The following is a 21,350-nucleotide window of genomic DNA, read 5'->3' as shown; positions in this document are numbered from 1 at the left end:
AAGTGGCGTTGCTTTCCGTGACCCTACTCTTTCGTATCGGTGTCGGAGGCGTCCGCGGAGCCCGTGCTTTTCGCCGGACGGCGCAGGCTCAAGGTCACCGAAACGGCCAGGATGACGACGATCACCGCGAGGCTCACCGGCGACGGGATCTCCGGGATCGAGGTGCTGATCATCTTGTGGCAGGCCTGGAGCACGAGCTTCACCGCGATGAAGGCGAGGATGACCGCCAGCCCGTGACTCAGGTAGTGGAAGCGGTCCAGCAGCCCCGCCAGCAGGAAGTAGAGGGCCCGCAGCCCCAGGATCGCGAAGGCGTTGCTGGTGTAGACGATGAAGAGGTCGTCGCTGACCGCGAGCACCGCCGGCACGCTGTCGACCGCGAAGATCAGGTCGGCCGCCTCGATCGCGGCGACCACCGCGAGCAGCGGAGTGGCGACCCGCCGCCCCTCCTCGCGGACCACGAAGTGCGTGCCGGAGTAGTGGTCCTGGACCGGCATCACTTTCCGCAGCATCCGCACCGCGAAGCTTTTCCCCGGGTCGAAATTCTCTTCCTGACCGCTGAGGATCTTGTAGCTGCTGTAGAAAAGGATCGCGGCGAAGAGGAACAGGACGAACGTGAAACGGTTGACCACCGCGACGCCGAGCGTCAGGAACACCGCGCGGAACACGAGTGCGCCGACGACGCCGAAGAACAGCACCCGGTGCTGATACTCCCTGGGCACCTTGAAATACGTAAAGATCAACGCGAAGACGAAGAGGTTGTCGACCGAGAGGCTCTTTTCCAGCAGCCAGGCCGTCGTGTACTCCGTCCCCGCCGTGGATCCGAGCGTCAGGAAGACGACCGCCCCGAAGACCAGCGCGAGGCCCACCCACAGGGCGCTCCACAGCCCGGCTTCCCTGAAGCCGATGACATGCGCCTTGCGGTGTGCCAGGAGGTCGACCGTCAGCGAGACGACGACGGTCACGGCGAACACGATCCAGAGCCACACCGGCACGTCCACGCCGGGCTCCTCCCACTCGATTTTCTCCGAGTGTGACCCGCCCGATCCGTCGCCGCCCGCCGGGGAGCACCGGCCGGCCGCCACGGCCGGTGCCACCGGCTCCGGCCCGAGGAACACGGGATCGGCCAACCGGGTGGCGGCCGGCACCCGGGCCGGGGCGTCCGCGCCGTCGCCCCCGGCTCAGACGCGGAACACGTCGAGGAACGAACTCCACCAGCCCTTCTGCTTCTTGGCCGGCTCCTGGGCGTGACGGGGTGCCGCGGAAGGCGCGGAGGGGGTGTTCCGGAACGGGTCGGGCAGCTGGGCCGAGACCGGGGCCGCGGGCTGCGCCCCGGTCGCCGCACGCCGCGCCGCCGTCGGGGTGAACCGTACGGGCAGCGCGACCAGGGCCCGGTGGAACGGGCCGGGCCGCCAGGCCACCCCCGAGGCGGGGACGGCCAGCGCGAGGTCCGGGACGGTGTTGAGGATCTTCTCGATCGCGGTCAGCGCGATCAGCGTCGCGGGCGACTTGGCCGGGCACACGTGCGGGCCCGCGCCCCAGGCGAGGTGGGCGCCCTTGCTGAGGGTCTGCCGGGCGTCGGTGAGCCCCGGGTCGCTGTTCGCGGCGGCGAAGCTGATCAGCACGGGGGTCTCCGCCTTCAGCACGACCCCGTCCAGCTCGATGTCCTGCACCGGGAAGTGGGTCGCGTAGTTGGCGATCGGCGGGTTGTTCCACAGGACGTCGTCCAGCGCGTCCTCGACGAGCATCCCCGAACCGCGCCGCTCGGGCGCGCCCGGCGCCTCGCCCGCGAGCATCAGCAGCAGGGCGTTGGCGATCAGATTGCGCTCCGGCTCCACGCCCGCGCCCATCAGCACCACCAGCTGGTCCTTCAGCTCCTCGTCCCGCAGCCCCGCCGGGTGCTGGATCAGCCAGGAGGTGATGTCCTCGCCGGGCTGGCGGCGCTTGAGCGCGACCAGCTCCATCAGGCACTCGGTCAGCTCGGCGTTGGCGCGGAGCACGTCCTCGCCGTCGAAGATGGCGGACATCGAACGGGTCAGCCGGTCGCCGATGTCGCCGGGGCAGCCGAACAGCTGGTTGAACAGCAGCAGCGGCAGCAGCTTGGCGTACTCGTTGAGCAGATCGGCCGTGCCGCGCTCGATGAACTGGTCGATCAGGTAGTCGGCTATCCGCTCGACGTCCCGGCTCAGCCGGGAGCTGTTGAGCCGGGACAGCGACTCGGTGACCGCCTTGCGCAGCCGCAGGTGCTCCGCGCCGTCGGTGAAGAGGCAGTTGGGCCGGTACACCATCATCGGCAGGACGGGGCTGTCCATGGGCACGGCGCCCTCGCGCAGCGCGGCCCAGCGCCGCGAGTCCCGGGCGAACAGCGCCGGGTTCTGCAGCACCCGCAGCGCCGCCTCGTGCTGCACGATCAGCGTGGCCTCCACCCCGGGAGACAGCTCGATGGGCGCGGCGGGGCCGTGCGTCCGGGCCGCGTCGTAGAAGCGGTGCGGATCGGCGGCGAACTCCGGCCCGTACAGCGCCGTCCGCTGCTGGTGCATGGGGCACCCGGCGGGGGCGGTGTACGGGGTGGCTCCCGGCTGCGGGTCCATGTCGGCTTCCTCGGTGTGTTCGCGGGGCCCGGTGGGCCCCGGCTCGGGATACGTCTGGGGGTGCGTCAGGCCGCGTGCGCCAGCAGGTGGCGGACCAGGGTGATCAGCGCCTGGGCGGAGGAGTTCTGGTCCCGGGCGTCGCAGAAGACGACCGGGGTGTCCGGCAGCAGGTCGAGCGCCTCGCGCAGTTCGTCCTCGGCGTGCTGCGAGTGCGGGTCGAAGCTGTTGACGGCGACCGCGTACTCCAGCCCGTACGTCTCGACCAGGTCGATGACGGGGAACGTGTCGGCGAGCCGCGCCGGGTCGACCAGGAGCAGCGCCCCCAGCGAACCGCGCGCCATGTCCTCCCACAGCTCGACGAACCGCTGCTGGCCCGGCGTACCGAACAGGTACAGCACCAGTTCGTCGCTGAGCGTCAGGCGCCCGAAGTCCAGGGCGACCGTCGTCGTCGTCTTGTCGGGGGCGCCCCGCAGATCGTCGACCTGGGCCGCGGCCTGGGTCATCCGCTCCTCGGTGCGCAGCGGCGTGATCTCGGACAGTGTGCCGATCAGCGTCGTCTTGCCCACGGCGAAGTGCCCGACGACGAGGATCTTCGCCGCGCGCTGTACCGCGTCCGGGACATAGATGCTCTCAGCCGAACCGGACTTGGAGTCCATGCAACACCTCTTCGAGGATCTTCCTGTCAACGAGCTGGGCCGGCGGCGGCGCCTTCCGGCGCAGCAGGTGTCCCTGCTGGTTTAAATCCTGGAGCAGAAGACGGGCCACCCCGACCGGGAGGCCGAGGTGGCCGGCGACCTCGGCCACCGACAGATAGCCGCCGGAGCACAGCTCCCAGATCGCCCTGACCTCGGGGCTCGCGCTGGGCGGCGGCTGGCGGTCGGGCGCGAGGGTGACCAGGGTGACCAGGGAGAGGTCGTCCGCGTCGGGCAGCCCCCGCCCGCCGGTGATGACGTAGGACCGGACGAACCCGCTGCTGACCTGCTGCTCCTCGCCCGGCGCCGTCATATGTCGCTGCTCGCGTTCTGGCGGGGCGGCGTGGTCATCGCCTTCCCCAGCGCGGTGACCTGCTGCTGCATCCGGAAGGACATCGCCTCCATGTCCACGTCGGCGGCGGCGGTGGCGGCCAGGTAGGCGCCGGTGCCGGCGGCGATGAGGAAGATCCAGCCGTCCTCGTACTCCAGGAGCGTCTGCCGCCAGCGGCCCGGGTCACGGGTGCCGATGAACGGGGCGACGGCCCGGCTGAGGGACTGCATGGAGCTCATCGCCGCGGCGACGGTCTCCGCGTCGTCCCGGCCGATCTCGCTGGAGTTGGCGAGCAGCAGGCCGTCGGCGGACACCAGGATCGCGTGCCGGGCGCCGGGTACCTGGAGCAGGTCGTTGAGCACCCAGGACAGATCGGGGTTCACTGGAACTCGGTTCCTTCCGTCGTCGTCGTGTCGCGTCCGGACCGGGTGCCGCGCTGGAACGCGCCCAGTCGGGATGCGGTCTCCTCGTTGCTGCGCACGGGCTCCGGTTCCGCCGAGGGCACGGCGGAGACCGGGCTCTTACGACGACGCTTCGGCAGTCCCCCGGCGGTGGTGGTGATCTGGGCCAGCGGCTGGGTGGCGGTGTCGGGCTGCTGGGCGGGCGGGAAGAGCGGGGTGGGCGCCGGGGCCGGGGCCTGCCACTGCTCCGGCTGCCGCACCGGCTGCACCTGCGGCGTCTGGGGAAGGGCCGTTTCGGGCGCTTCGGCCGGCGCGGCGGGCGGCGCCTCCGTGGTGAGCAGTTCGTCGGGGATGAGGACCACCGCGCGTACTCCTCCATAGGGGGAAACGGAGTCCACCGAGACCCGGAAGCCGTAGCGGGCGGCGAGCATCCCGGAGACGGCGAACCCGAACTGCGGCGGGATGCCCAGGCTGGAGACGCTGATCGCGGCCTGGGGGGAGAGGAGGGCCGCCGCGCGGTCCTTCTCCTCCTGGCCCATGCCGAGACCCGCGTCGTCGACGATGAGGCAGACGCCCGTCGGCACGGCCTGGATGTTGATCTCGACCGGGGTGCCGGGGGCGGAGTAGTTCGTGGCGTTGGCGAGCAGCTCGGCGAGGACCACGGCGACGGGCTCGACGGCCCGGCTGACGACGGAGAAGTTCACCTGGCCGTTGACCCGGACCCGGTCGAAGTGCCGGATGCGGCCCTGGGCGCTGCGGGCCACGTCGAAGACGGAGGCCACGGTCTCGCGCCGGCCGAGCCAGCCGCCGCAGAGCACCGCGATGCCCTGGGCGCGCCGGCCGAACTGGCTGTTGGCGTGGTCCATGGCCATCAGGTCGGCGAGGATCCCGGGGTCGTCGCCGTACTTGCGCTGGGCCTTCTCGATCACGACCTGCTGTTCGTCCGCGAGGCCCTGGAGGGTGCGGACGGCGGCCTTGAGGACCGCCTTGGTCTCCTCCTCGGCGTCCTTGCGGACCTCGGCCAGCTCGGTGGACTGACGCTGGAGCAGACCGTTGTGGACGACGTGGAGTTCGTCGCGTTGGTGCAGGAGGGCGTCGCGCTCCTGGCGAAGCTCCGCGTGGTGTCTGCGGAGCTTGACGTTGGTCGCGCGAGCCCGCAGGACGGCACCCACGGCGACCAGTGCTACGACAACCAGCGCCCAGGTGACGGGGCCCTGTGGAAATGTCATGAGACTCACTTCAAGTGCCATGGCGGAAACGGCTTGACACCCCGTCAGGCGGCACGCAGCCAGGGCTCGTTCGCCACGACCGTGCGCCGCTTCGGGAGGTGTCCCTCCGAAGGTGGGGCCGAGGATTTCATCCCTCCCGGAATGCCCCCATACGCCATCAGCCCACTGGAAGTAAGATGATCTTACCATCGGCCGTGCGGTGAAATGTCAAGGCCGCCACGCCAGTTGCCAGTCGACTCACAACGTTCACATTGCGGAGACCTGGAGGACGGCAATCGGTCGTCGCTCGCCGGAGGTCGGGCGGACGGCCGGAGGCGCCGGCCGCTACGGGCCCGCGGGCGCCGCCGACGGCCCGGTGGAGGCCCGGATCTCCAGTGACCAGGCGTGGCCCCGGACGGTGTCGGGGGCCGTACGCCCCGCCAGGATGTCGCAGAGCAGCGCGGCGCAGGCGCGCCCGTACGCGGCGGGGCGCAGGTCGACCGCGGTGACGGGCGGTTCGGCGCCCCGGGTCGCGGTGCCGTCGACGCAGGACGCGACGAGCAGGGGGGCGCCCGAGGAGCCGTCGGCGGTCGCCCCGCCCCCGCCGGGCCCGGCGCCCTCGCCGCCGTGTCCGCTTCGGCTCCCGCGGCTCTCGTCGGCCGTGTGGACGGCTCCTTCGCCGCTCCCGCCTCTTCCGCTGCCTCCGTCGCTCCCGCTGGCTCCGTCGCTCCTCCCGACCGGCCGGCCGAGGGCCGCCGCCGCGCGCAGGACGCCGGGGGCGGAGCCGTCGGGGGCGCAGATCACGGCGTCCACGGCGGGGTCGGCGGCGAGCAGTTCCCGGGTGGCCGCCTCGGCCTCGGCCGGGGTCGCGGCGAACGGCACGGTGCGCAGGGTCACCGGCACCCCGCGGGCCCGCCCCCAGGATCCGGCGGTCGCGCGCAGGGCGGTCGCCCAGGCGGAGGAGCCGGACGGGGCGAGGACGGCGGGGCGGCGGGCCCCGCGCTCGGTGACGTGGTCGAGGAGTGCGGTCAGGGAGGCGGCGTTGTCGCAGACCACGGCGCCGCTGGGGCCGCCGGCCGGGCCGAGGTAGCGCTCGCCGGTCACCACGGGGACGCCCGCGTCGAGCAGTCCCGGCACCGCGCTGTCCCCGGACTCGGGGTCGATCACCAGCAGGCCGTCGACGCGTGAGGCGATCCGCCCGCCCGTCGCCCCCGAGGGGCCGAGCAGCATCATGTCGAGCCCGTCCTCCTGGGCGCGCTCCACCGCCCCGAAGGCGAGGTTCATGTAGTAGTCCAGCCGGGTCGCGGTCGCCGGCAGATGCAGACCGACGGCTCCGGTGCTGGCGCGGCGCAGTCGGCGGGCGGCGCTGTTGGGGCGGTAGCCGAGCTCCTCCGCGACCGCGCGGACCCGGTCCCGGGTGGCTTCCGCGACCCGTCCCGAGCCCTGGAGCGCGTCGGAGACGGTGCTCTTGGAGACCCCGGCGGCGCGGGCGACGTCGAGCAGGGTCACGGTCCGGGAGGTCACGGGGGTGAAGTCTAGACGGTGGCCGACGGGCGGGCCGAAGGGTTGCCGGAACGTTCCGGCGGAGTTAGATTCCGACCAGTGCCGGAACGTTCCGGCGCTCCGCTCGGCCCGCTTCGCGCCCGTCGTGCCACCCCCGCCGGCCCCTCCCTCCCCAGGAACCGCTCATGCGTCTGATCACCGCGTACGGCCCGCCCGCCGCCCCGACCCGGACCCGCCCCGCCGAACGCGAACCCCTGCGTGTGGCGGCGGTCCAGCAGCGCTGGCACCGTGACCCCGCCGAGCACCGGGCCGCCCTGCTGGAGGGCATCCGGCTCGCCGCGGCGGAGGGCGCCCGGGTGGTCTGCCTCCAGGAGCTGACGCTCTCGCCGTACTTCGCCGTCGTCCGCCGCGCCGACCACCCCGAGCCGGCCGCGCCGGAGGAGCTGCTGACGGGGCCCACCTTCACGTTCGCGGCCGGGGCGGCCCGTGAGCACGGGGTGTACGTGCACGCCTCGCTGTACGAGAAGGCCCCGGCGCCCGGCGGCGAGGACGACGGCCTCGGCTACAACACCGCGATCCTGGTCGCCCCCGACGGCACCCTCGCCCAGCGGACCCGCAAGACCCACATTCCGGTGACCGAGGGCTATTACGAGGACGACTGGTTCCGGGCCGGCCCCGCGGGCGACGACGCCTTCCCGCTGGTCGAGGTCGACGAGGCCCGCCTCGGCCTGCCGACCTGCTGGGACCAGTGGTTCCCCGAGCTGGCCCGCGCCTACTCGCTGGCCGGGGCCGACGTCCTCGTCTACCCGACCGCCATCGGCTCCGAGCCCGGCTTCCCCGGCTTCGACTCCCAGCCGCTCTGGCAGAAGGTGATCACCGGGAACGCCATCGCCAACGCCACCTTCATGGTCGTGCCGAACCGCATCGGCGCGGAGGGGGGCCTCACCTTCTACGGCAGCTCCTTCATCGTGGACCCGTACGGACGCGTCCTGGCCCAGGCCCCGCGCGACGAGCCCGCCGTGCTGGTCGCCGATCTCGATCTCGACGCCCGCCGCGACTGGCTGGAGCTGTTCCCGTTCCTGACCACCCGCCGCCCGGACGCGTACGGTCCGCTCACGGTGACCGACTGACGCCGGCCGGCCGGCCTCCGGGGCGCCGGCCCCCGCGGACGGGGGCCGGTCACCCGTCCGGCCCGCTCGTGGGCGTCAACCGGCCTTCGCGTACCGGCTGGCGGGACGCTCGAGACCCAGATGGCCGCGCAGGGTGGTGGAGGTGTACTCCGTACGGAACACCCCGCGCCGCTGGAGTTCCGGGACCAGGCCCCGGGTGATCGCCGTGAGGTCGTGCGGCAGGACGGCGGGGCGGAGCCGGAAGCCGTCCAGGCCGGTGGAGTGCCGGTCGGTCAGCAGGTCGGCCAGTTCGGCGGGCGTGCCGGTGAAGATCTCGGCGTCGGAGGCGAGCGGCGCCCCGGCCACCCGGTCCAGCCGGTCCTTGCGACGGGCCGCGGCGCCCGGTTCGTCGTCCAGGAGGACGACCAGGTCCGCGAAGGTCCGCAGCGGGCGCTCGCGCACGTCCCGGCCGGTGCGCTCCACCGCCTCGGCGACCTGGGCGAGGATCGCGGCCGTGCCCGCCCCGTCGTGCGGGGTGACGGCGACGACGTCGGAGGCACGCGCCGCGAACTCGTACGGCGTGGTCGCGTGCGCGAGGCTGACCACCGGGGGCCGGCCCTGGGGGGAGCGCGGGGTGATGGAGGGGCCCTTCACGCTGAAGTCCGTGCCCTGGAAGTCGATGTGGTGGACCTTGTCGCGGTCGATGAAGCGGCCCGTCGCCGCGTCCCGTATCTCCGCGTCGTCCTCCCAGCTGTCCCAGAGCAGCCGTGCCGCCTCGACCACCTCGGCGCCCTCCGTGAAAAGCGCGCGCAGCGGCCTGGAGATCCGCTCCGAGTCCGTCACGTCGTCCTCGGTGAGCTGCGGTGTGGTGCGGCGGCCGAAGTGGGCGGCGTCCGCGGCGCGGGAGGATATCTGCGGGCGCCAGCCGGCCCGGCCCCGGCTCGCGTGGTCGAGGGTGGCGATGCCGATGGCGAGGTGGAACGGCTCGGTGTGGGTGACGTTGGTGGTCGGCACCAGGCCGATGTGCGTGGTCAGCGGGGCGAGATGGGCGGCGAGCAGCACCGCGTCGATGCTGCCCCTGACCTGGTCGGTGCGGTCGTCGGGGAGGTGGAAGACGGCGGACTGGAGGCCGAGGGCGTCCTCGAAGGTGACGAAGTCGAGCAGGCCGCGCTCGGCCTCGGTGACCAGGTCGGCCCAGTAGGCGGCGTCCAGCAGCTCGCCGGGGCGCGCACCCTCCTCGCGCCAGGCGGCCGGGTGCCAGCCCGCCCCGTCGAGGGCGACGGCCAGATGGAGGGGGGCGCCGGCGCCGGGGGCGCGCGTCGTGCCGGTCATGCGGAGGTCTCCTTGTCGTCGCGTCCGGTGCGCAGGGGCTGCCCGGGGCCGCCCCATCCGGCCGGGCGGGGGGCGTCGGACAGGCCCAGGTGCTCGCGGAGCGTGGTGCCGGTGTAGTCGTCGCGGTGGACGCCCTTCTCCTGGAGGATCGGCACCACCCGGTCCACGAAGTCGTCCAGACCGCCCGGGGTGAGGTGGGGCACCAGGACGAAGCCGTCGGCGCCCTCGGTCTGGACGTAGTCGTCGATGGCGTCGGCGACCGTTCGCGGGCTGCCGACGAACGTCTGGCGTCCGCCGACCTCGATGACCAGCTCCCGGATGGAGAGCTTCCGCTCCGCCGCGAGCTCGCGCCACTGCCGGGCCGTCTCCGCCCGGCCCTTGCGGAAGACGGAGTGCCCCTTCAGGAAGTGGGCGTCGTCCTCGGGCTCGATGTCGGGGAGCGGCCCGTCGGGGTCGTACGCGGACAGGTCGCGGCCCCAGACCGCCTCCAGGTGGGCGATCGCGGTCTGCGGGCTGACCAGTTCGCGGCTGATCTCCTCCGCGTAGGCGGCGGCCTCCTCGTCGGTGTCGGCGACGACCGCGTTGGCGGTGGGGAGGATCAGCAGGTCCTCGGGGCGCCTGCCGTACGCGGCGAGGCGTCGTTTCACGTCCCGGTAGAAGTCCCGGGCCACGTCGATGCGGTTGTGCTTGCTGAAGATGACCTCGGCGTCGGACGCGGCGAACTCCCGTCCCGCGTCGGACTCGCCCGACTGGATGATCACCGGGTGGCCCTGCGGGCCCGGCGGGGTGGTGAACCGGCCGGAGATGTCGAAGTGCCGCCCCCGGTGGGCGAAGCGGCCGGCCCCGGGGGCGGTGAACTCGCCCGCCGCCGCGTCGGCCCGCAGATCGTCGCTCGCCCAGCTGTCCCACAGCTCCCGTGCCGTGGTGAGGAATTCGGCGGCGCGGGTGTAGCGGTCGGCCTCGGGGAGGAAGCCGCCGCGGCGGAAGTTCTCACCGGTGAAGGCGTCGTAGCTGGTGACGACGTTCCAGGCGGCCCGCCCGCCGCTGAGCCGGTCCAGGGTGGCGAACCGGCGAGCCGCCTCGTACGGCTCGTTGAAGGTGGCGTTGACCGTGGCGGCGAGGCCCAGACGGGTGGTGACGGCGGCCAGGGCGCTGAGCACGGTCAGGTTTTCCGGGCGTCCCGCGATGTCCAGGTCGTAGACCTGCCCCTTGTGCTCGCGCAGCCGCAGCCCTTCGGCGAGGAAGAAGAAGTCGAACTTGCCGCGTTCGACGGTCTGCGCGAGCCGGATGAAGGAGTCGATCGATATCTGGCTCTCGGAGCGCGGGTCCGACCAGACGGTCACGTTGTGGATGCCGGGCAGCTGCGCTGCGAGATGCACCTGTTTCTTGGGTGTGGCGGGCACGGTGCGGTCTCCTCCTGCGAAGTCCGGCGGTGTCGGGGTGTGTGGGGATGGTGGTGATGAGAGCGTGCCGGTGCCGGACTGCCTCTGCACAGATCGACCGGCCCCGTTTCACGAGGTGTTCATGCCGTCGCGACAGTCGCGGCGGATTCAGCGGTCTCGGTCGCCTCGGCGGCCTCGGGGGAGGGGGCGGCGGCGGGTGTGGTGGACGGCGTCGGCGAGACGTACCGCACCCGGTTCTCGAAGGCGATCCCGTGGCTCTTGACGTCGATGGCGATGCGGTCGCCGTCGGCGATCCGGAACCCGTCGTGGAAGCTGGCCTCGTCGGCGCCCAGCAGGACGTAGTTGACCAGGCCGGGCCGCCGTACCGCCGGGAAGGTGAACAGGTGGTCGGCCATGTCCCGCACCCGGTAGTAGAGGGCGTCGTCGCCGCAGTCGAAGGGGCCCTCCCAGGCCGTCGCGCCGTCCCGCACGATCGTGACCCGGCCGGTGACCGTGCGCGGCGGCGGGCCGAGGAACAGCCACGGGGCGAGGGCGGTGTCGCACAGCTTGCAGTACGGGTTGTAGCCCGGGTCCTGGCGGTGCAGGCCGATGTCGCACAGGTCGTTGCCGAAGGTGTAGCCGGCGTAGTGCGGTGTGCCGTCCGCGTCGTTGACGTAGACGAGGGCGACCTCCGGCTCCTCGATGAGGGCGACCGGCCGTGCGGGCACGTTCAGGTCCTCGCCGGGCAGCTTCACCCAGTCGCCGAACCCCTTGAAGAACCACTTGGGCGGGGTGAACTCGCCGTCCTCCGGCGCTGTTTCGCCGCCCCACTTCTTCTTGTGCGTGCCCATGAAGCCGCTCAGCAGCGCGTTGCCGGACCCCCCGGGCAGCAGCGGCGGCAGCAGCCGCAGCCCCGGATCCCCGGCCGGGACCACGACGCTCGCCGCCCCTTCGGTGAGGGCGGCCCGCAGGGCTTTCGGAGAGCCGTCGGTGGCGATGAAGGCGGCGGCGACCCGGCCGTCCTCCACCCGGTACAGGGTGTGCGGGGCGCCGTCCTCGGGGTGTCCGAAGCCGACGTGGCGTTCGCCGTCGTAGAGGGCCTCGAAGAGGACGGGGAGGTGGGAGTGGGGCATCGGTCTGCTCCTTCGTTACGGGGACGGTCAGGGACGGACGGGAAGGGACGGGGATGGTCGGGAATCGACGGGAAGGGACGGGGATGGTCGGACGGATCGACGTCGGGGATGGACAGGACAGAGGCGGACGGGCGGCGTCAGGCGTGCGGGGAGGGCGTGGGGGCCGGGGCCGGGGCGCCCGCGAGATCGGCCAGCACCTCGCCGATCCGGTCGACCGATCCCCGGATCCACGGCAGGGCGAGCGGATCCGCCGCCCGCGCCGCTTCCAGGGCCGCCGTCCGCTGCTCGGCGGTGTCGCCGTAGAAGTGGCTCGTCGCCGCGCGGATGCGCAGGGGCCGGCCGGGCTCCCCGAACGCGCTCGCCGGCAGTACGCCGACTCCGTACCGCTCCGAGAACAGCCCGGCCAGCCCGTCCCCGTCGTGCACGCCGTGCGCGGCGGCCAGCCGCTCCCGCAGGGGCTCGAAGTCCGGGTAGAGGTAGCAGGTCGCGGCGGTGGGGGCGAGCTCCGCGCCCACGGCGGTGAAGCGGGCGGCGACCGCGCGCACCACGGTCCCGTGCAGCCGCAGGCTCGCCGCGACCCGTTCGACGACCTCCGGCGGCTCCCCGAAGGCGTACGCGGCCGCCGTCTGCACGGGTGCGGGCGGGCTCGACCAGATCTGGCTGGCGACCGCCACGAGCCGGGTGTGCAGGGCGCGTCCGCGCTCGCTGTCGGGCAGCCGGGCCACGCCCGTACGCCAGCCGCCGAGCGCCAGGTTCTTGGTGAGCCCGGTGGTGACGACGGTCCGCTCGGGTGCGTACCGGGCCGGGGAGACGGCCGGTGCGGAGGTGTCGTACACCAGGTCGCCGTAGATCTCGTCGGAGACGACGACCAGGTCCAGCTCGCGGGCCGCCTCCGCCAACCGCCGTACGGTGGCCGCCGATGCGACCGTGCCGGTCGGGTTGTCCGGCACGGTCACGACGACGGCCCGGGGGTGCTGCCCGGCGGCCCGGGCGTCGGCGACCGCCTCGCGCAGCCGGTCCGGGTCGGGCACCCCGCCCTGCCCCGGCAGGATCGGCACGGGTACGGCCCGGGCTCCCGCCAGCCGGGCCTGGGCGGCGTAACTCACCCAGCTGGGCACCGGCACCACCACGTCCCCGCCGATGGCCAGGAGCAGGGCGAACAGCAGCGACTTGCTGCCCGGACCCGCCACGACCAGCCCCGGGTCGATGCCCAGACCGCGCCGCTGCCAGTAGCCGGCGGCGGCGGTGCGCAGGGCGGTGCTCCCGGCCACGGAGCCGTACGCGTTCTCGTCGGCCGCCGCCGCCAGCCGGTCGCGGAGCGCCGGGAGCACGGGCAGGCCGATCTCCCCGCTCGCCATCGACAGGACCCGCTCCCCGGCGCGCCGGCGTCGGGCCAGGGCCTCGTCGGCGGCGAGGGTCGCCGACAGGGTGACCGGCACGGAGGGAGGGGGGTCCGGCACGGGGGCCGGTGGGGACGGGGTGCGTTCGGGCATGGCGACAGCTCCAGCGCTCGGTGGGGAAGGGGCGGGGCGGCGGGGTCAGGCGGGGGCGGTGTCCGCGGCGTACCGCTCGCGCAGTTCGGCCTTGCGGACCTTCCCGGTCAGGGTCTTGGGGAGGGCGGCGAGGAGCTCCACCCGGTCCGGCAGGAAGCGGGCGTCGTGGCCCGCCCCCGTGACCCGGGCCCGGATCTCCTCCAGCGTGGGCCCCCGGCCGCCGCGCGGGACCACGACGGCGACGATCACGTTGCCGGGGCCCTGCCCGCCGGGCGCTTCGAGACCGACCAGCGCGGCTTCCTCCGCCCTGGGGTGGCTCCCGATCACCGCCTCCAGCTCCGTCATCGGCGCGACCCGCCCGTCCCGCACCACCGCGTCCCGGGCCCGGCCGATGATGCGGATGCCGCCGCGCCCGTCGTCCCGGGCGAGGTCGCCGGTGTCGAACCAGCCGTCCTCGTCCAGCTCGGCGGCGAACGCCTCGGGACGCCGGTGGTACCCGAGCGCGAGGGACGCGCCGCGCACCTTGAGCCGGCCCACCGCGCCAGTGGCCCCGGTGCTCCCGTACGCCCGGGACGTCTCGATCCGGGTCTCCATGGCGTCGATCGCGCTGCCGTTGCTCCGCGCCGCCCAACCCTCGGGGTCCTCGGGGCGGGTGGTCGTCACGGGGCCGTTCTCCGACATGCCCCACAGCGAGTGGGCGCGCGCGCCGAGGACCGCGTGCACCTCGTCGGCCAGCTCCTCCAGGACCGGGGCCGAGCCGATCACCACGTGCCGCAGCGTGCTGGTGTCGCGCCGCTCGGCCCGCTGGGACGCGACCACGTCGGCCAGCGTCGCGGGCGGCCCGTACAGCAGGGTCGCCCCGTACCGTTCCACCAGGTCCAGCAGCGCCTCGTTGTGGCGGACGTCCTGGAAGGCGACGGTGCCGCCGAGCATGACCCCGGCCAGGACCCCCTGGGCGAAGCCCGAGTAGTGGACGAGCGGCGTGGAGACCGCCGCCACCCAGCCGCCGCCGTCCCCCGCGTCCTCGCCCGCCCCGTACGCGTCGACGTATCCGCGTACGGCCGAGTGGACGGTGTTCTGGCTGTGCAGCACGCCCTTGGACGGACCGGTGGTGCCGGAGGTGAACAGCACCACGAACGGGTCGTCCGGGCCGAGCGCCAGCCCGTCCAGCCGGGCGGCGGCGCCCTCCCGCTCCTCCCGTTCCTCCGCCACGAAGTGGCCGTGGAAGGGGAGCGCGCCCTCGGGCACCGGCCCGTCCACCACCAGCACGTGTTCCAGCGTGCGCAGTTCGTCCTTCAGCCGGGTCGCGATCTCGGCCAGCGGGGTGTCCGACCACGCGGGGAGGGTGACGCACACCCTGGCCTCGGTGAGGCCGAGGCGGTGGCGCAGCTCCTCCTCCGTGCAGATGGGCGAGATCGGGATGATGACCGCGCCGACCCGGATGGAGGCGAAGATCAGCGGCACCATCTCCCACCGGTTGGGGAGCTGTACGGCGACGAAGTCGCCCTGTCCGACGCCCAGTTCGAGCAGGGCCAGCGCGAAGCGGTCGGTCAGCCGGTTCAGTTCGGCGTAGTCCAGGGTGTCGGTGCGGGACTCCGCCACGCGCCGGCCGGCGACGGCCGGGCGGCGCGGGTGCTCGCGCGCCCGGCGGCGCAGGTCGTCGAGGAAGGTCTCCTCGCGCCACCAGCCCCGGCGGCGGTACTCGGCGGCGCGCTCGGCGGAGACCGTCCCGGCGCCCCCCGCCGCCACGGTCGCCCGCTCCCTCGCCGACGTGCTCATCGGCGCTCCTTCCGGCGGGCCGCGAGCAGCTCGGGCAGCGGATCGCCCGCCCGTGCGGCCGCGATCTCCAGCAGGTCCCGGGTGTTCTGCCGGACCCGGGCGCCGACCCAGTCGAAGACCCAGGCCTTGCGCGCCTCGGCCGCCAGGTCGAAGGGGACGACCCGGGTCACGGCCAGGGCGGCCGAGGCCGCGCCGCCGATGTTGGCGATCACGCCCGGGACCAGCCGGGCCCCCGAGGCGGCCACCTTCTCCTTGGCCGCCGCGCTGGAGGCGAGGTTGGCGCCCTCGACCACCAGGCCGGCCCGCAGCCGGTGGGCGTTCTCGGCGTTGATCGCGTACTTCTGCGCGGCCAGGATCAGGATGTCGGCGTCCACGTCGAGCCAGGCGTCCGGCTCCCCGGAGAGCTTCACGTCCTGCGGCAGCCGGGTGCGGTCGATCGCCCCGAACCGGTCGGTGACGGCGACCAGTTCGGCGACCGGCAGCCGGTCGGCGCTGATCGTTCCCCCGACGTCCGCGATGCCCACGACGGTGTGGCCCCGGTCCTCCAGGAACCGTGCCACCGCCCGCCCCACCGCGCCGAACCCCTGCACCACGACCCGGGCGGGTCCGGTGCGGCCGCTCGCCTCCAGGGCGGTGATCGCGGCGACCCCGACGCCGTGGCCGGTGGCGTCGATCAGGGGCTCGTAGTACGTACGCCAGTCGATCGGCATGTCCGGGGCCCCGAGCCGGTAGCGGGGGTCGTACTTCGCCTCCTCGAAGAAGACGGCCCGGTCGGCGGGGGTGACGCCCATGTCGATGCCGAGGTGGATGCCGCCGTGCAGGAGGGGTTTGACCGTGCGGCCGAAGGTGCGGAAGGTCTCCTCGCGCCCCGCGCCCACGGAGTTGACGGCGTCGGCGACGATTCCCGCCTTGGCGCCGCCGATGCGCAGCCCCGCCAGGGTGAACTTCTCGGTCATGTCCCGGGCCAGGCCCGCGACTTCCTCCTCGGTCACCCCGGTGGTCATCCGGGTGCCGCCCATCGCCAGACCGTCGACGAGGGTGTCGATCACCACCCATCCCTTGATGTCGCCGCCGCTGCCGCCCAGATGCACGGTGAGGGCCGGATCCTGCGGTTCTTCCACTGCTGCTGTACTCATGGTGACGTCCTTGTCCGGTACGAAGGGTCGTTGACGATCGCGGGCGCGGGCGCGGGTCACTGGTAGAGCTGCGCGAAGCCCCGCAGGATCTCCAGGCCGTCCCTGCGGAACTCCAGATGGGCCTGGGATCCGTGGATCCGGCCGTCGTCGGAGCGCAGGAACTCCACGGGCGCGTGCTCGGAGCGGCCGATCGAGCGGTAGCCGGGCGGGGCCTCCTGGAGGTAGAGGGTGTGCCGGTGGAAGACGGTGACCGTGGGCTTCACATGGCTGAAGAGGGGTTCCGCCGTGTCCACCTGCGCCTCGTGGCCGCCGACCCGCTGCGGCCCTTCGACGAGCCGCCCGCCCGCCGCGACGGCGAGGATCTGCATCCCGCCGCAGATGCCAAAGACCGGTACGTCCGCCGTGGTGACCAGGTCGATCAGGGGCCGGTAGTACGTGCTGTCGTACGCGCGCACCTTGGTGCCGCTCAGCACGATCGCCTGGTAGCGGCCGTTCAGCCGGGCGGGTACGGACGCGGCGTCGACGGCCTCGGTGTCCGAGCCCAGCTCCTCGAAGCGGGCGCGGAGCTGTGGGAGGGAGAGCGTTCCGTTGTTGACCACCAGCACGCGGGTGCGGCTCATGCGCTCACTCCGGTCGTAGGGGTGCGGGCACCGGTGATCACCGTGCCGGTGGAGCCGTCCAGCAGCTCGGAGACGGCCGCGCTGCCGATGACGACGCGTTCGACGCCGTGGTCCAGGGCCTCGCCGGCGGCCCGCAGTTTCTTGCGCATGCCGCCCTTGGCCCCCTTGTCGCGGAAGGCCGCCGCGTCCGCCGCGCTGATCCGGCGGACCGGCCGGTCGTCGATCAGCAGGTGGCCGACGTCGGTGACCAGGACCAGGTCCGGTGCGCCGGTGGCCCCGGCGATGGCGGCGGCGGCCCGGTCGGCGTCGGTGTTGACCTCCCGGCCCGCCGCGTTCCGGGCGAGCGGGGTGACGAGGTGGGCGTGGCCCGGCCGGAGGTTCTTGAGCGGGGCCGGATCGACCCCGGTGATCGGGCCGACGAGGTTCTCCAGCTCGACGAGCTGCTTCTGTCGCCACCACCACCGTTCGCCTGGGCCCGCGGCGACCAGCCCGTCGCTGCCGAGGAGCCGCTCCGCGGTGATGCCGCGGCCCGCCAGCCGGGCGAGGACGTCCTCCGCCAGCACGGCGCTGACGGTCTTGATGTCGTCGATGACCTCGGGGGTGGTCCACCGGCTCTGGTTGCCGTACCGGTCGCGGAGGATCGCGGACGGTTCGCTGTAGCGGGCGTCGAGCTTCTTCAGCGGCTTGGACCAGCCGTGGACGAGGATCAGCGGGCGGTCCCGGCCGATCCGGGCCAGGTCGTCCCACCAGGTGCCGTCGAGGTCGTCCAGGCAGCTGCCGCCGAGCTTGACCACCGTGGGGGTGGCGGGCGATGCGCTCATGCCGGCATCACCGGCAGCTGCGTCAGCCCCGTCTCCTCCGGCAGGCCGAACCGCAGGTTCGTCGCCTGCACGGCCTGGCCCGCGGCTCCCTTGACGAGGTTGTCGAGGGCGGCGAGCACGACGATCCGGCCGCCGTCCTCGTCGAGCAGGACCGTCACGTCGGCGTAGTTGGAGCCGAGGACGACCTGCGGGTCGGGCACCGGGACGAGCGTCTCGTCGTGCCGCCGCACCCGGACGAAGGGCCGCCCCTTGTAGAAGCGGAGGTAGGCCCGGTTCAGCTCGCGCTGGTCCACCTTCTCGTCGGTGAAGACGTAGGAACTGGTCAGCAGTCCCCGTACGTTGGGGACTCCGTACGCCGACATCGTCAGGTTCCCGATGGTGCCGGGCTTGCTCCGCTCCAGGAAGTCGCCGACCTCGGCGGCGTGCCGGTGCCCGGTCGGGGAGTACGGGGCGATGGCCCCGGCCCGGAAGGGGTGCAGGTCGGAGGTGCGCAGCTGGATGCCGCCGCCGCTGGACCCGCTCTTGCCGTCCACCACCACCGTCTTCAGGTCGAGCCCGAGGCCGAGGGTGAGCGGGGCCAGACTCAGGGTGATCGCGGTGGCGTAGCAGCCGGGCAGCGAGATCAGCGGGGCGTCCTTCAGCTGGTCGCCGATCAGCTCCGGTACGCCGTAGACGAAGCGGTCCGCCAGGTCGGTGCGCCGCTGGACCTTCGGGTACCAGCGGTCGTGCAGCTCCGGCGTACGGATGCGGAACGCGCCGCTGAGGTCGACGATGGCCGGGACGCGGTCGGCGAACCGTGCGGACAGTTCGGCCGAGACGGGGGCCGGGGTGGCCAGGTAGAGGACGTCGACCTGGTCGGCGACGTCCTCGGTGACCGGCCGGACGGTCAGCCCGTTGCCGAGCCGGAGGCCGGGGTGGAGCTCGGAGGGGCGGCGGCCGATGTGGGAGGAGCCGCCGAGGAAGGCCAGCTCCAGGTCCGGGTGTTGGGTGATGAGGCGGATGAGTTCGCCGCCGGCGAGCCCGGAGGCGCCGACGACTCCTGCGCGGATCATGCGAGCGACTCCTGCAGATAGCGGCCGATGGCCGAGGGGATGTCCGCTCCGGTGGCCGAGGCGACGGCCCGGAAGCCGGGGGCGTGGTTGACCTCGTTGACGACGTGGCCGTCGGGGGTGGCGAAGAGGTCGACCCCGTAGATCCCGGGTCCGAGGACGTCGACCACACCGTCGACGATCTTCACGACGTCCGGGTCGTGGGCGAGGGCGCGGTTCTTGTTGCCGAGGGCCGCGTTGTTGCGCCAGTCGCTGCCGCCGCTCTCGAACTCGGCGGCCCCGACCAGCTCCCGCCCGACGACCAGGCAGCGCACGGAGCTGCCGCCGAGGTACGGCTCCACCACACTGGCCTGCTCGAAGGCGTGGGCCAGGTCCTCGACGTAGTCGTAGACGGAGTGGGCGGTGTCGGCGTGCCGGATGAGCGTGACCCGCTTGCCCATCCCGCCGAAGACGGGTTTGAGGACGAGGGGCAGCGGCAGATCGGCGAGCGCCCGGTCGAAGTCCTTGCGGGAGAGGACGAGCCGGTGGTCGGGGACGGGTACGCCCGCGGTCCGGAGCAGGGCGCGCAGGGCGGCCTTGTTCTCGCAGGCGTGGATGGCCCGGGCGGTGTTGAGGGTGGGGACCCCGGCGGCCTCGGCGAGGGTGGCGATCAGCCCGCCCCGGGTGTAGCTGCGGCTGCGGACGAGGAGGGCGTCGTACCCCTTGATCGACGGGGCGTCCGGGTGGCCCAGGGAGAGGGACTCGTCGTTGACCCAGTCGATCCGCAGACCGAAGGCCGGGGCCGCCTCGATGAGCAGGCGTTCCTCCCAGGCGATCCGGTCCGCGACGAGGGCGACGCGGTGGTCGGCGCCCATCTCACTGGCCCCAGTCGCGCAGCTGCACCTCGACCATCTCCAGCGTCAGCCTGCCGTCCTCGACGGCCTCGACGCGGAGGGTCAGGACGCACTCGGGGCAGGAGAGGGTCTCGCCCGGGGTGACCGGGGGGACGGTCAGATCGGTCTCGCACTCGGGGCATACGCCGGTCAGGGTGGCGGTGGGCATCGTGAACTCCGTATACGGGTCGGGCGGGTTACGCGGGGGCGGATGGGATACGTGGGTGCGGGCAGGGCAGCGCCGGGCGGGGCCGGGCCTCGCGGAAGCGGGGTGAGTCAGGCGCGCGGGCGGGGCCGGGCAGGGCGACGCGGTGCGGGGTGGGTGGGGCACGCGCGGGCCGGGCTGCGCGGGGGCCGGGTGGGCCGGGCGCGTGCGGGCCGGACCACGTGGGGTCGGGCGGGTTGCGCGCGTGCGGGCCGGACCACGCTGGTCGGGCGGGTTGCGCGCGTGCCGGCCGCCGGACCACGCTGGTCGGGCGGGTTGCGCGCGTGCCGGCCGCCGGACCACGCTGGTCGGGCGGGTTGCGCGCGTGCCGGCCGCCGGACCACGCTGGTCGGGCGGGTTGCGCGCGTGCCGGCCGGACTACGCCGGGACCGGGCGGAAGTCCACGGCGGCCTTGCGGATCGTGTCCCGGTCCAGCAGCGGGCGGCCGTCCCGTTCCTGCCGCTCGGCCAGCCACGGAGTGAAGGCGTCGACGTCGACGTCGAGGCCCGAGTCGGTCAGCGCCCAGCGGACCAGGGCGGTGGTGAGGCGGGTCCGGACCCGCAACTCGCGCCTGTTGCCGACGAGTTCGGCGGGCAGCGTCTCGTACGCCTGCGGGTGGCTCAGTTGGCCCGGCAGCTCGTACGCGAAGGCGTGCGGGGTGGTCGGCCCGGACTGGAAGGCGTCCCCGAGCCCGGCGCCCCGCAGGGCGATGCGGGACAGCTCGGTGAGATGGGTGAGGTCGAAGCGGGTGTCGCCGTGGAGGACGCGCAGCGAGGTGAGGAGCTCGGCCAGCGGGGCGTTGCCGCCGCGCTCGCCGATGCCGCCGACGGTCGCGGAGATCCACCGGGCCCCCGCCCGCACGGCGGCCAGGGAGTTGGCGACGGCCAGGCCCAGCATGTTGTGCGAGTGGATCTCGATCTCGGAGCCGTCGATCGCGGTGAGGTCCGCGATGACCTCCTCCATCTGCCAGGGCGAGAGGTAGGCCACGGTCTCCGCGAGCCGGAACCGGTCCGCCCCCGCGGCGAATCCCGCCGCCACGTAGGGGACGAGCCGCTCGCGGGGCGTACGGGCCCCGTCCTCACCGCTGAAGGTGACGTGGAAGCCCCGCTCCTTCGCCTGCTGGATCGCCGAACGGGCCAGCGCCTGGAGGAATTTGGGACTCGCCGAGTCGAGCTTCAGCTGTGCGTGCTCCTCGGAGGTGGGGATGGAGTACATGATGTGGCGCACGCCCAGCCGCTCGGCCTCGTCCAGTGCGCGGGCGACCTGCCGCCGGTCGCGCACGACGACGAGCGTCATGCTGCGCTCGGGGGTGACCGCCTCATGGGTGGCGAGGACGAGTTCGGCGTCCTTCGAGTCCGGTCCGGAGACCATGCCCACCTCGACGAGCTCGACGCCCGTCCGGACCAGCAGATCCGCGATGGCGGCGGCATCGGCGGGGCTGAACTCCACCCCCGCCATGTGCGCGGAATCCCGCAACGTCGCATCCGAAACGAGGGGCGGTCTCTCCTGCTTTTCCGGTTCTTCTGCTGCCATTTCCTTTGCTCCGCTTTCCGTGAAAGGGATGGGCGATCGGGGCTGCATTCGCTGACTCGTATCCTTCGGCTCCTGGCCGAAAAGGGCAATGTCTGTGGTGTCAGAGCTGTGTTGCGGAGTGTCAAGGAGTGTCAAGGGACGTCAGAGAAGGAAAGGGAGTGCC

The 21,350-nt window shown here is 73.3% G+C and carries 20 protein-coding genes; 1 reads left to right on the top strand and 19 read right to left on the bottom strand.

Annotated elements, in window-relative coordinates; all coding sequences use genetic code 11:
* Positions 1-23: 23 nt before the first annotated feature.
* The 7 genes from DTB53_RS14450 to DTB53_RS14420 all read right to left on the bottom strand — a co-directional run bounded on the left by DTB53_RS14450 (position 24) and on the right by DTB53_RS14420 (position 6,744).
* Positions 24-998 carry a TerC family protein gene (locus DTB53_RS14450; RefSeq protein ID WP_030701225.1) on the bottom strand — a complete coding sequence of 325 codons (975 nt, stop codon included), beginning with the start codon at positions 996-998 and terminating at the stop codon, positions 24-26.
* Between the two features lie 180 nt (positions 999-1,178).
* Positions 1,179-2,588 (bottom strand): cytochrome P450 family protein, encoded by a 1,410-nt coding sequence (locus DTB53_RS14445; protein WP_012379937.1) that lies wholly within the window; start codon positions 2,586-2,588, stop codon positions 1,179-1,181.
* A 65-nt stretch (positions 2,589-2,653) separates the two neighbouring features.
* Positions 2,654-3,244 (bottom strand): GTP-binding protein, encoded by a 591-nt coding sequence (locus DTB53_RS14440; protein WP_003967632.1) that lies wholly within the window; start codon positions 3,242-3,244, stop codon positions 2,654-2,656.
* Positions 3,219-3,593, bottom strand: coding sequence for a DUF742 domain-containing protein (locus tag DTB53_RS14435; protein WP_003967631.1), 375 nt, complete (start codon positions 3,591-3,593; stop codon positions 3,219-3,221). The genes DTB53_RS14440 and DTB53_RS14435 overlap by 26 nt, the downstream gene beginning before the upstream one ends.
* A complete protein-coding gene (locus DTB53_RS14430; protein ID WP_003967630.1) occupies positions 3,590-3,994 on the bottom strand; it encodes a roadblock/LC7 domain-containing protein in 405 nt (134 codons plus the stop codon). The genes DTB53_RS14435 and DTB53_RS14430 overlap by 4 nt, the downstream gene beginning before the upstream one ends.
* A complete protein-coding gene (locus tag DTB53_RS14425; RefSeq protein ID WP_012379936.1) occupies positions 3,991-5,241 on the bottom strand; it encodes an ATP-binding protein in 1,251 nt (416 codons plus the stop codon). Before DTB53_RS14425 ends, DTB53_RS14430 begins: the two co-directional genes overlap by 4 nt.
* A gap of 324 nt (positions 5,242-5,565) precedes the next feature.
* Positions 5,566-6,744, bottom strand: a complete 1,179-nt coding sequence (locus DTB53_RS14420) for a LacI family DNA-binding transcriptional regulator (protein ID WP_012379935.1) — start codon at positions 6,742-6,744, stop codon at positions 5,566-5,568.
* 164 nt (positions 6,745-6,908) lie between these two features.
* Between DTB53_RS14420 and DTB53_RS14415 the strand changes: the two genes are divergently transcribed.
* Positions 6,909-7,853, top strand: coding sequence for a carbon-nitrogen hydrolase (locus tag DTB53_RS14415; RefSeq protein ID WP_012379934.1), 945 nt, complete (start codon positions 6,909-6,911; stop codon positions 7,851-7,853).
* A 75-nt stretch (positions 7,854-7,928) separates the two neighbouring features.
* Here the strand turns inward: DTB53_RS14415 and DTB53_RS14410 are convergent, their stop codons facing one another.
* The 12 genes from DTB53_RS14410 to DTB53_RS14355 all read right to left on the bottom strand — a co-directional run bounded on the left by DTB53_RS14410 (position 7,929) and on the right by DTB53_RS14355 (position 21,187).
* On the bottom strand, positions 7,929-9,164 hold the full coding sequence (locus tag DTB53_RS14410; RefSeq protein WP_012379933.1) for an LLM class flavin-dependent oxidoreductase: 1,236 nt from the start codon (positions 9,162-9,164) through the stop codon (positions 7,929-7,931).
* Positions 9,161-10,567, bottom strand: a complete 1,407-nt coding sequence (locus tag DTB53_RS14405; RefSeq protein ID WP_003967625.1) for an NtaA/DmoA family FMN-dependent monooxygenase — start codon at positions 10,565-10,567, stop codon at positions 9,161-9,163. Before DTB53_RS14405 ends, DTB53_RS14410 begins: the two co-directional genes overlap by 4 nt.
* A gap of 119 nt (positions 10,568-10,686) precedes the next feature.
* A complete protein-coding gene (locus tag DTB53_RS14400; RefSeq protein WP_012379932.1) occupies positions 10,687-11,679 on the bottom strand; it encodes a hypothetical protein in 993 nt (330 codons plus the stop codon).
* A gap of 137 nt (positions 11,680-11,816) precedes the next feature.
* On the bottom strand, positions 11,817-13,172 hold the full coding sequence (locus DTB53_RS14395; protein WP_012379931.1) for a pyridoxal phosphate-dependent aminotransferase: 1,356 nt from the start codon (positions 13,170-13,172) through the stop codon (positions 11,817-11,819).
* A gap of 45 nt (positions 13,173-13,217) precedes the next feature.
* Positions 13,218-14,951 carry an AMP-binding protein gene (locus tag DTB53_RS14390; protein ID WP_012379930.1) on the bottom strand — a complete coding sequence of 578 codons (1,734 nt, stop codon included), beginning with the start codon at positions 14,949-14,951 and terminating at the stop codon, positions 13,218-13,220.
* Positions 14,948-16,087: a Glu/Leu/Phe/Val dehydrogenase dimerization domain-containing protein gene (locus tag DTB53_RS14385; RefSeq protein ID WP_042496657.1), complete on the bottom strand. Its 1,140-nt coding sequence runs from the start codon at positions 16,085-16,087 to the stop codon at positions 14,948-14,950. Before DTB53_RS14385 ends, DTB53_RS14390 begins: the two co-directional genes overlap by 4 nt.
* A gap of 56 nt (positions 16,088-16,143) precedes the next feature.
* Positions 16,144-16,707 carry a type 1 glutamine amidotransferase gene (locus tag DTB53_RS14380; protein WP_003967619.1) on the bottom strand — a complete coding sequence of 188 codons (564 nt, stop codon included), beginning with the start codon at positions 16,705-16,707 and terminating at the stop codon, positions 16,144-16,146.
* A complete protein-coding gene (locus tag DTB53_RS14375) occupies positions 16,704-17,528 on the bottom strand; it encodes an amino acid kinase family protein (protein ID WP_012379928.1) in 825 nt (274 codons plus the stop codon). Before DTB53_RS14375 ends, DTB53_RS14380 begins: the two co-directional genes overlap by 4 nt.
* Positions 17,525-18,580, bottom strand: coding sequence for an N-acetyl-gamma-glutamyl-phosphate reductase (argC, locus tag DTB53_RS14370; RefSeq protein WP_012379927.1), 1,056 nt, complete (start codon positions 18,578-18,580; stop codon positions 17,525-17,527). The genes DTB53_RS14375 and argC overlap by 4 nt, the downstream gene beginning before the upstream one ends.
* Positions 18,577-19,431: an ATP-grasp domain-containing protein gene (locus tag DTB53_RS14365; RefSeq protein ID WP_012379926.1), complete on the bottom strand. Its 855-nt coding sequence runs from the start codon at positions 19,429-19,431 to the stop codon at positions 18,577-18,579. Before DTB53_RS14365 ends, argC begins: the two co-directional genes overlap by 4 nt.
* A 1-nt stretch (position 19,432) precedes the next feature.
* On the bottom strand, positions 19,433-19,618 hold the full coding sequence (locus DTB53_RS14360) for a hypothetical protein (RefSeq protein WP_003967615.1): 186 nt from the start codon (positions 19,616-19,618) through the stop codon (positions 19,433-19,435).
* Positions 19,619-20,032: 414 nt separating this feature from the next.
* A complete protein-coding gene (locus DTB53_RS14355) occupies positions 20,033-21,187 on the bottom strand; it encodes a hydroxymethylglutaryl-CoA lyase-like TIM-barrel protein (protein WP_012379925.1) in 1,155 nt (384 codons plus the stop codon).
* Positions 21,188-21,350: the final 163 nt, after the last annotated feature.

It is taken from the genome of Streptomyces griseus (genome assembly GCF_900460065.1).
Taxonomy (GTDB): domain Bacteria; phylum Actinomycetota; class Actinomycetes; order Streptomycetales; family Streptomycetaceae; genus Streptomyces; species Streptomyces griseus.
Note: the sequence above shows the minus strand (reverse complement) of the source record. Positions and strands in the feature narration are given on the sequence as shown.

What these genes read in the sequence shown, in the direction of transcription:
- DTB53_RS14360 (WP_003967615.1), bottom strand. Translation starts at nt 19,618, where the DNA reads ATGCCCACCGCCACCCTGACCGGCGTATGCCCCGAGTGCGAGACCGAT.
- DTB53_RS14410 (WP_012379933.1), bottom strand. Translation starts at nt 9,164, where the DNA reads ATGACCGGCACGACGCGCGCCCCCGGCGCCGGCGCCCCCCTCCATCTG.
- DTB53_RS14385 (WP_042496657.1), bottom strand. Translation starts at nt 16,087, where the DNA reads ATGAGTACAGCAGCAGTGGAAGAACCGCAGGATCCGGCCCTCACCGTG.
- DTB53_RS14425 (WP_012379936.1), bottom strand. Translation starts at nt 5,241, where the DNA reads ATGACATTTCCACAGGGCCCCGTCACCTGGGCGCTGGTTGTCGTAGCA.
- DTB53_RS14400 (WP_012379932.1), bottom strand. Translation starts at nt 11,679, where the DNA reads ATGCCCCACTCCCACCTCCCCGTCCTCTTCGAGGCCCTCTACGACGGC.
- DTB53_RS14415 (WP_012379934.1), top strand. Translation starts at nt 6,909, where the DNA reads ATGCGTCTGATCACCGCGTACGGCCCGCCCGCCGCCCCGACCCGGACC.
- DTB53_RS14390 (WP_012379930.1), bottom strand. Translation starts at nt 14,951, where the DNA reads ATGAGCACGTCGGCGAGGGAGCGGGCGACCGTGGCGGCGGGGGGCGCC.
- DTB53_RS14380 (WP_003967619.1), bottom strand. Translation starts at nt 16,707, where the DNA reads ATGAGCCGCACCCGCGTGCTGGTGGTCAACAACGGAACGCTCTCCCTC.
- DTB53_RS14435 (WP_003967631.1), bottom strand. Translation starts at nt 3,593, where the DNA reads ATGACGGCGCCGGGCGAGGAGCAGCAGGTCAGCAGCGGGTTCGTCCGG.
- DTB53_RS14365 (WP_012379926.1), bottom strand. Translation starts at nt 19,431, where the DNA reads ATGGGCGCCGACCACCGCGTCGCCCTCGTCGCGGACCGGATCGCCTGG.
- DTB53_RS14440 (WP_003967632.1), bottom strand. Translation starts at nt 3,244, where the DNA reads ATGGACTCCAAGTCCGGTTCGGCTGAGAGCATCTATGTCCCGGACGCG.
- DTB53_RS14355 (WP_012379925.1), bottom strand. Translation starts at nt 21,187, where the DNA reads ATGGCAGCAGAAGAACCGGAAAAGCAGGAGAGACCGCCCCTCGTTTCG.
- DTB53_RS14375 (WP_012379928.1), bottom strand. Translation starts at nt 17,528, where the DNA reads ATGAGCGCATCGCCCGCCACCCCCACGGTGGTCAAGCTCGGCGGCAGC.
- DTB53_RS14395 (WP_012379931.1), bottom strand. Translation starts at nt 13,172, where the DNA reads ATGCCCGAACGCACCCCGTCCCCACCGGCCCCCGTGCCGGACCCCCCT.
- DTB53_RS14445 (WP_012379937.1), bottom strand. Translation starts at nt 2,588, where the DNA reads ATGGACCCGCAGCCGGGAGCCACCCCGTACACCGCCCCCGCCGGGTGC.
- argC (WP_012379927.1), bottom strand. Translation starts at nt 18,580, where the DNA reads ATGATCCGCGCAGGAGTCGTCGGCGCCTCCGGGCTCGCCGGCGGCGAA.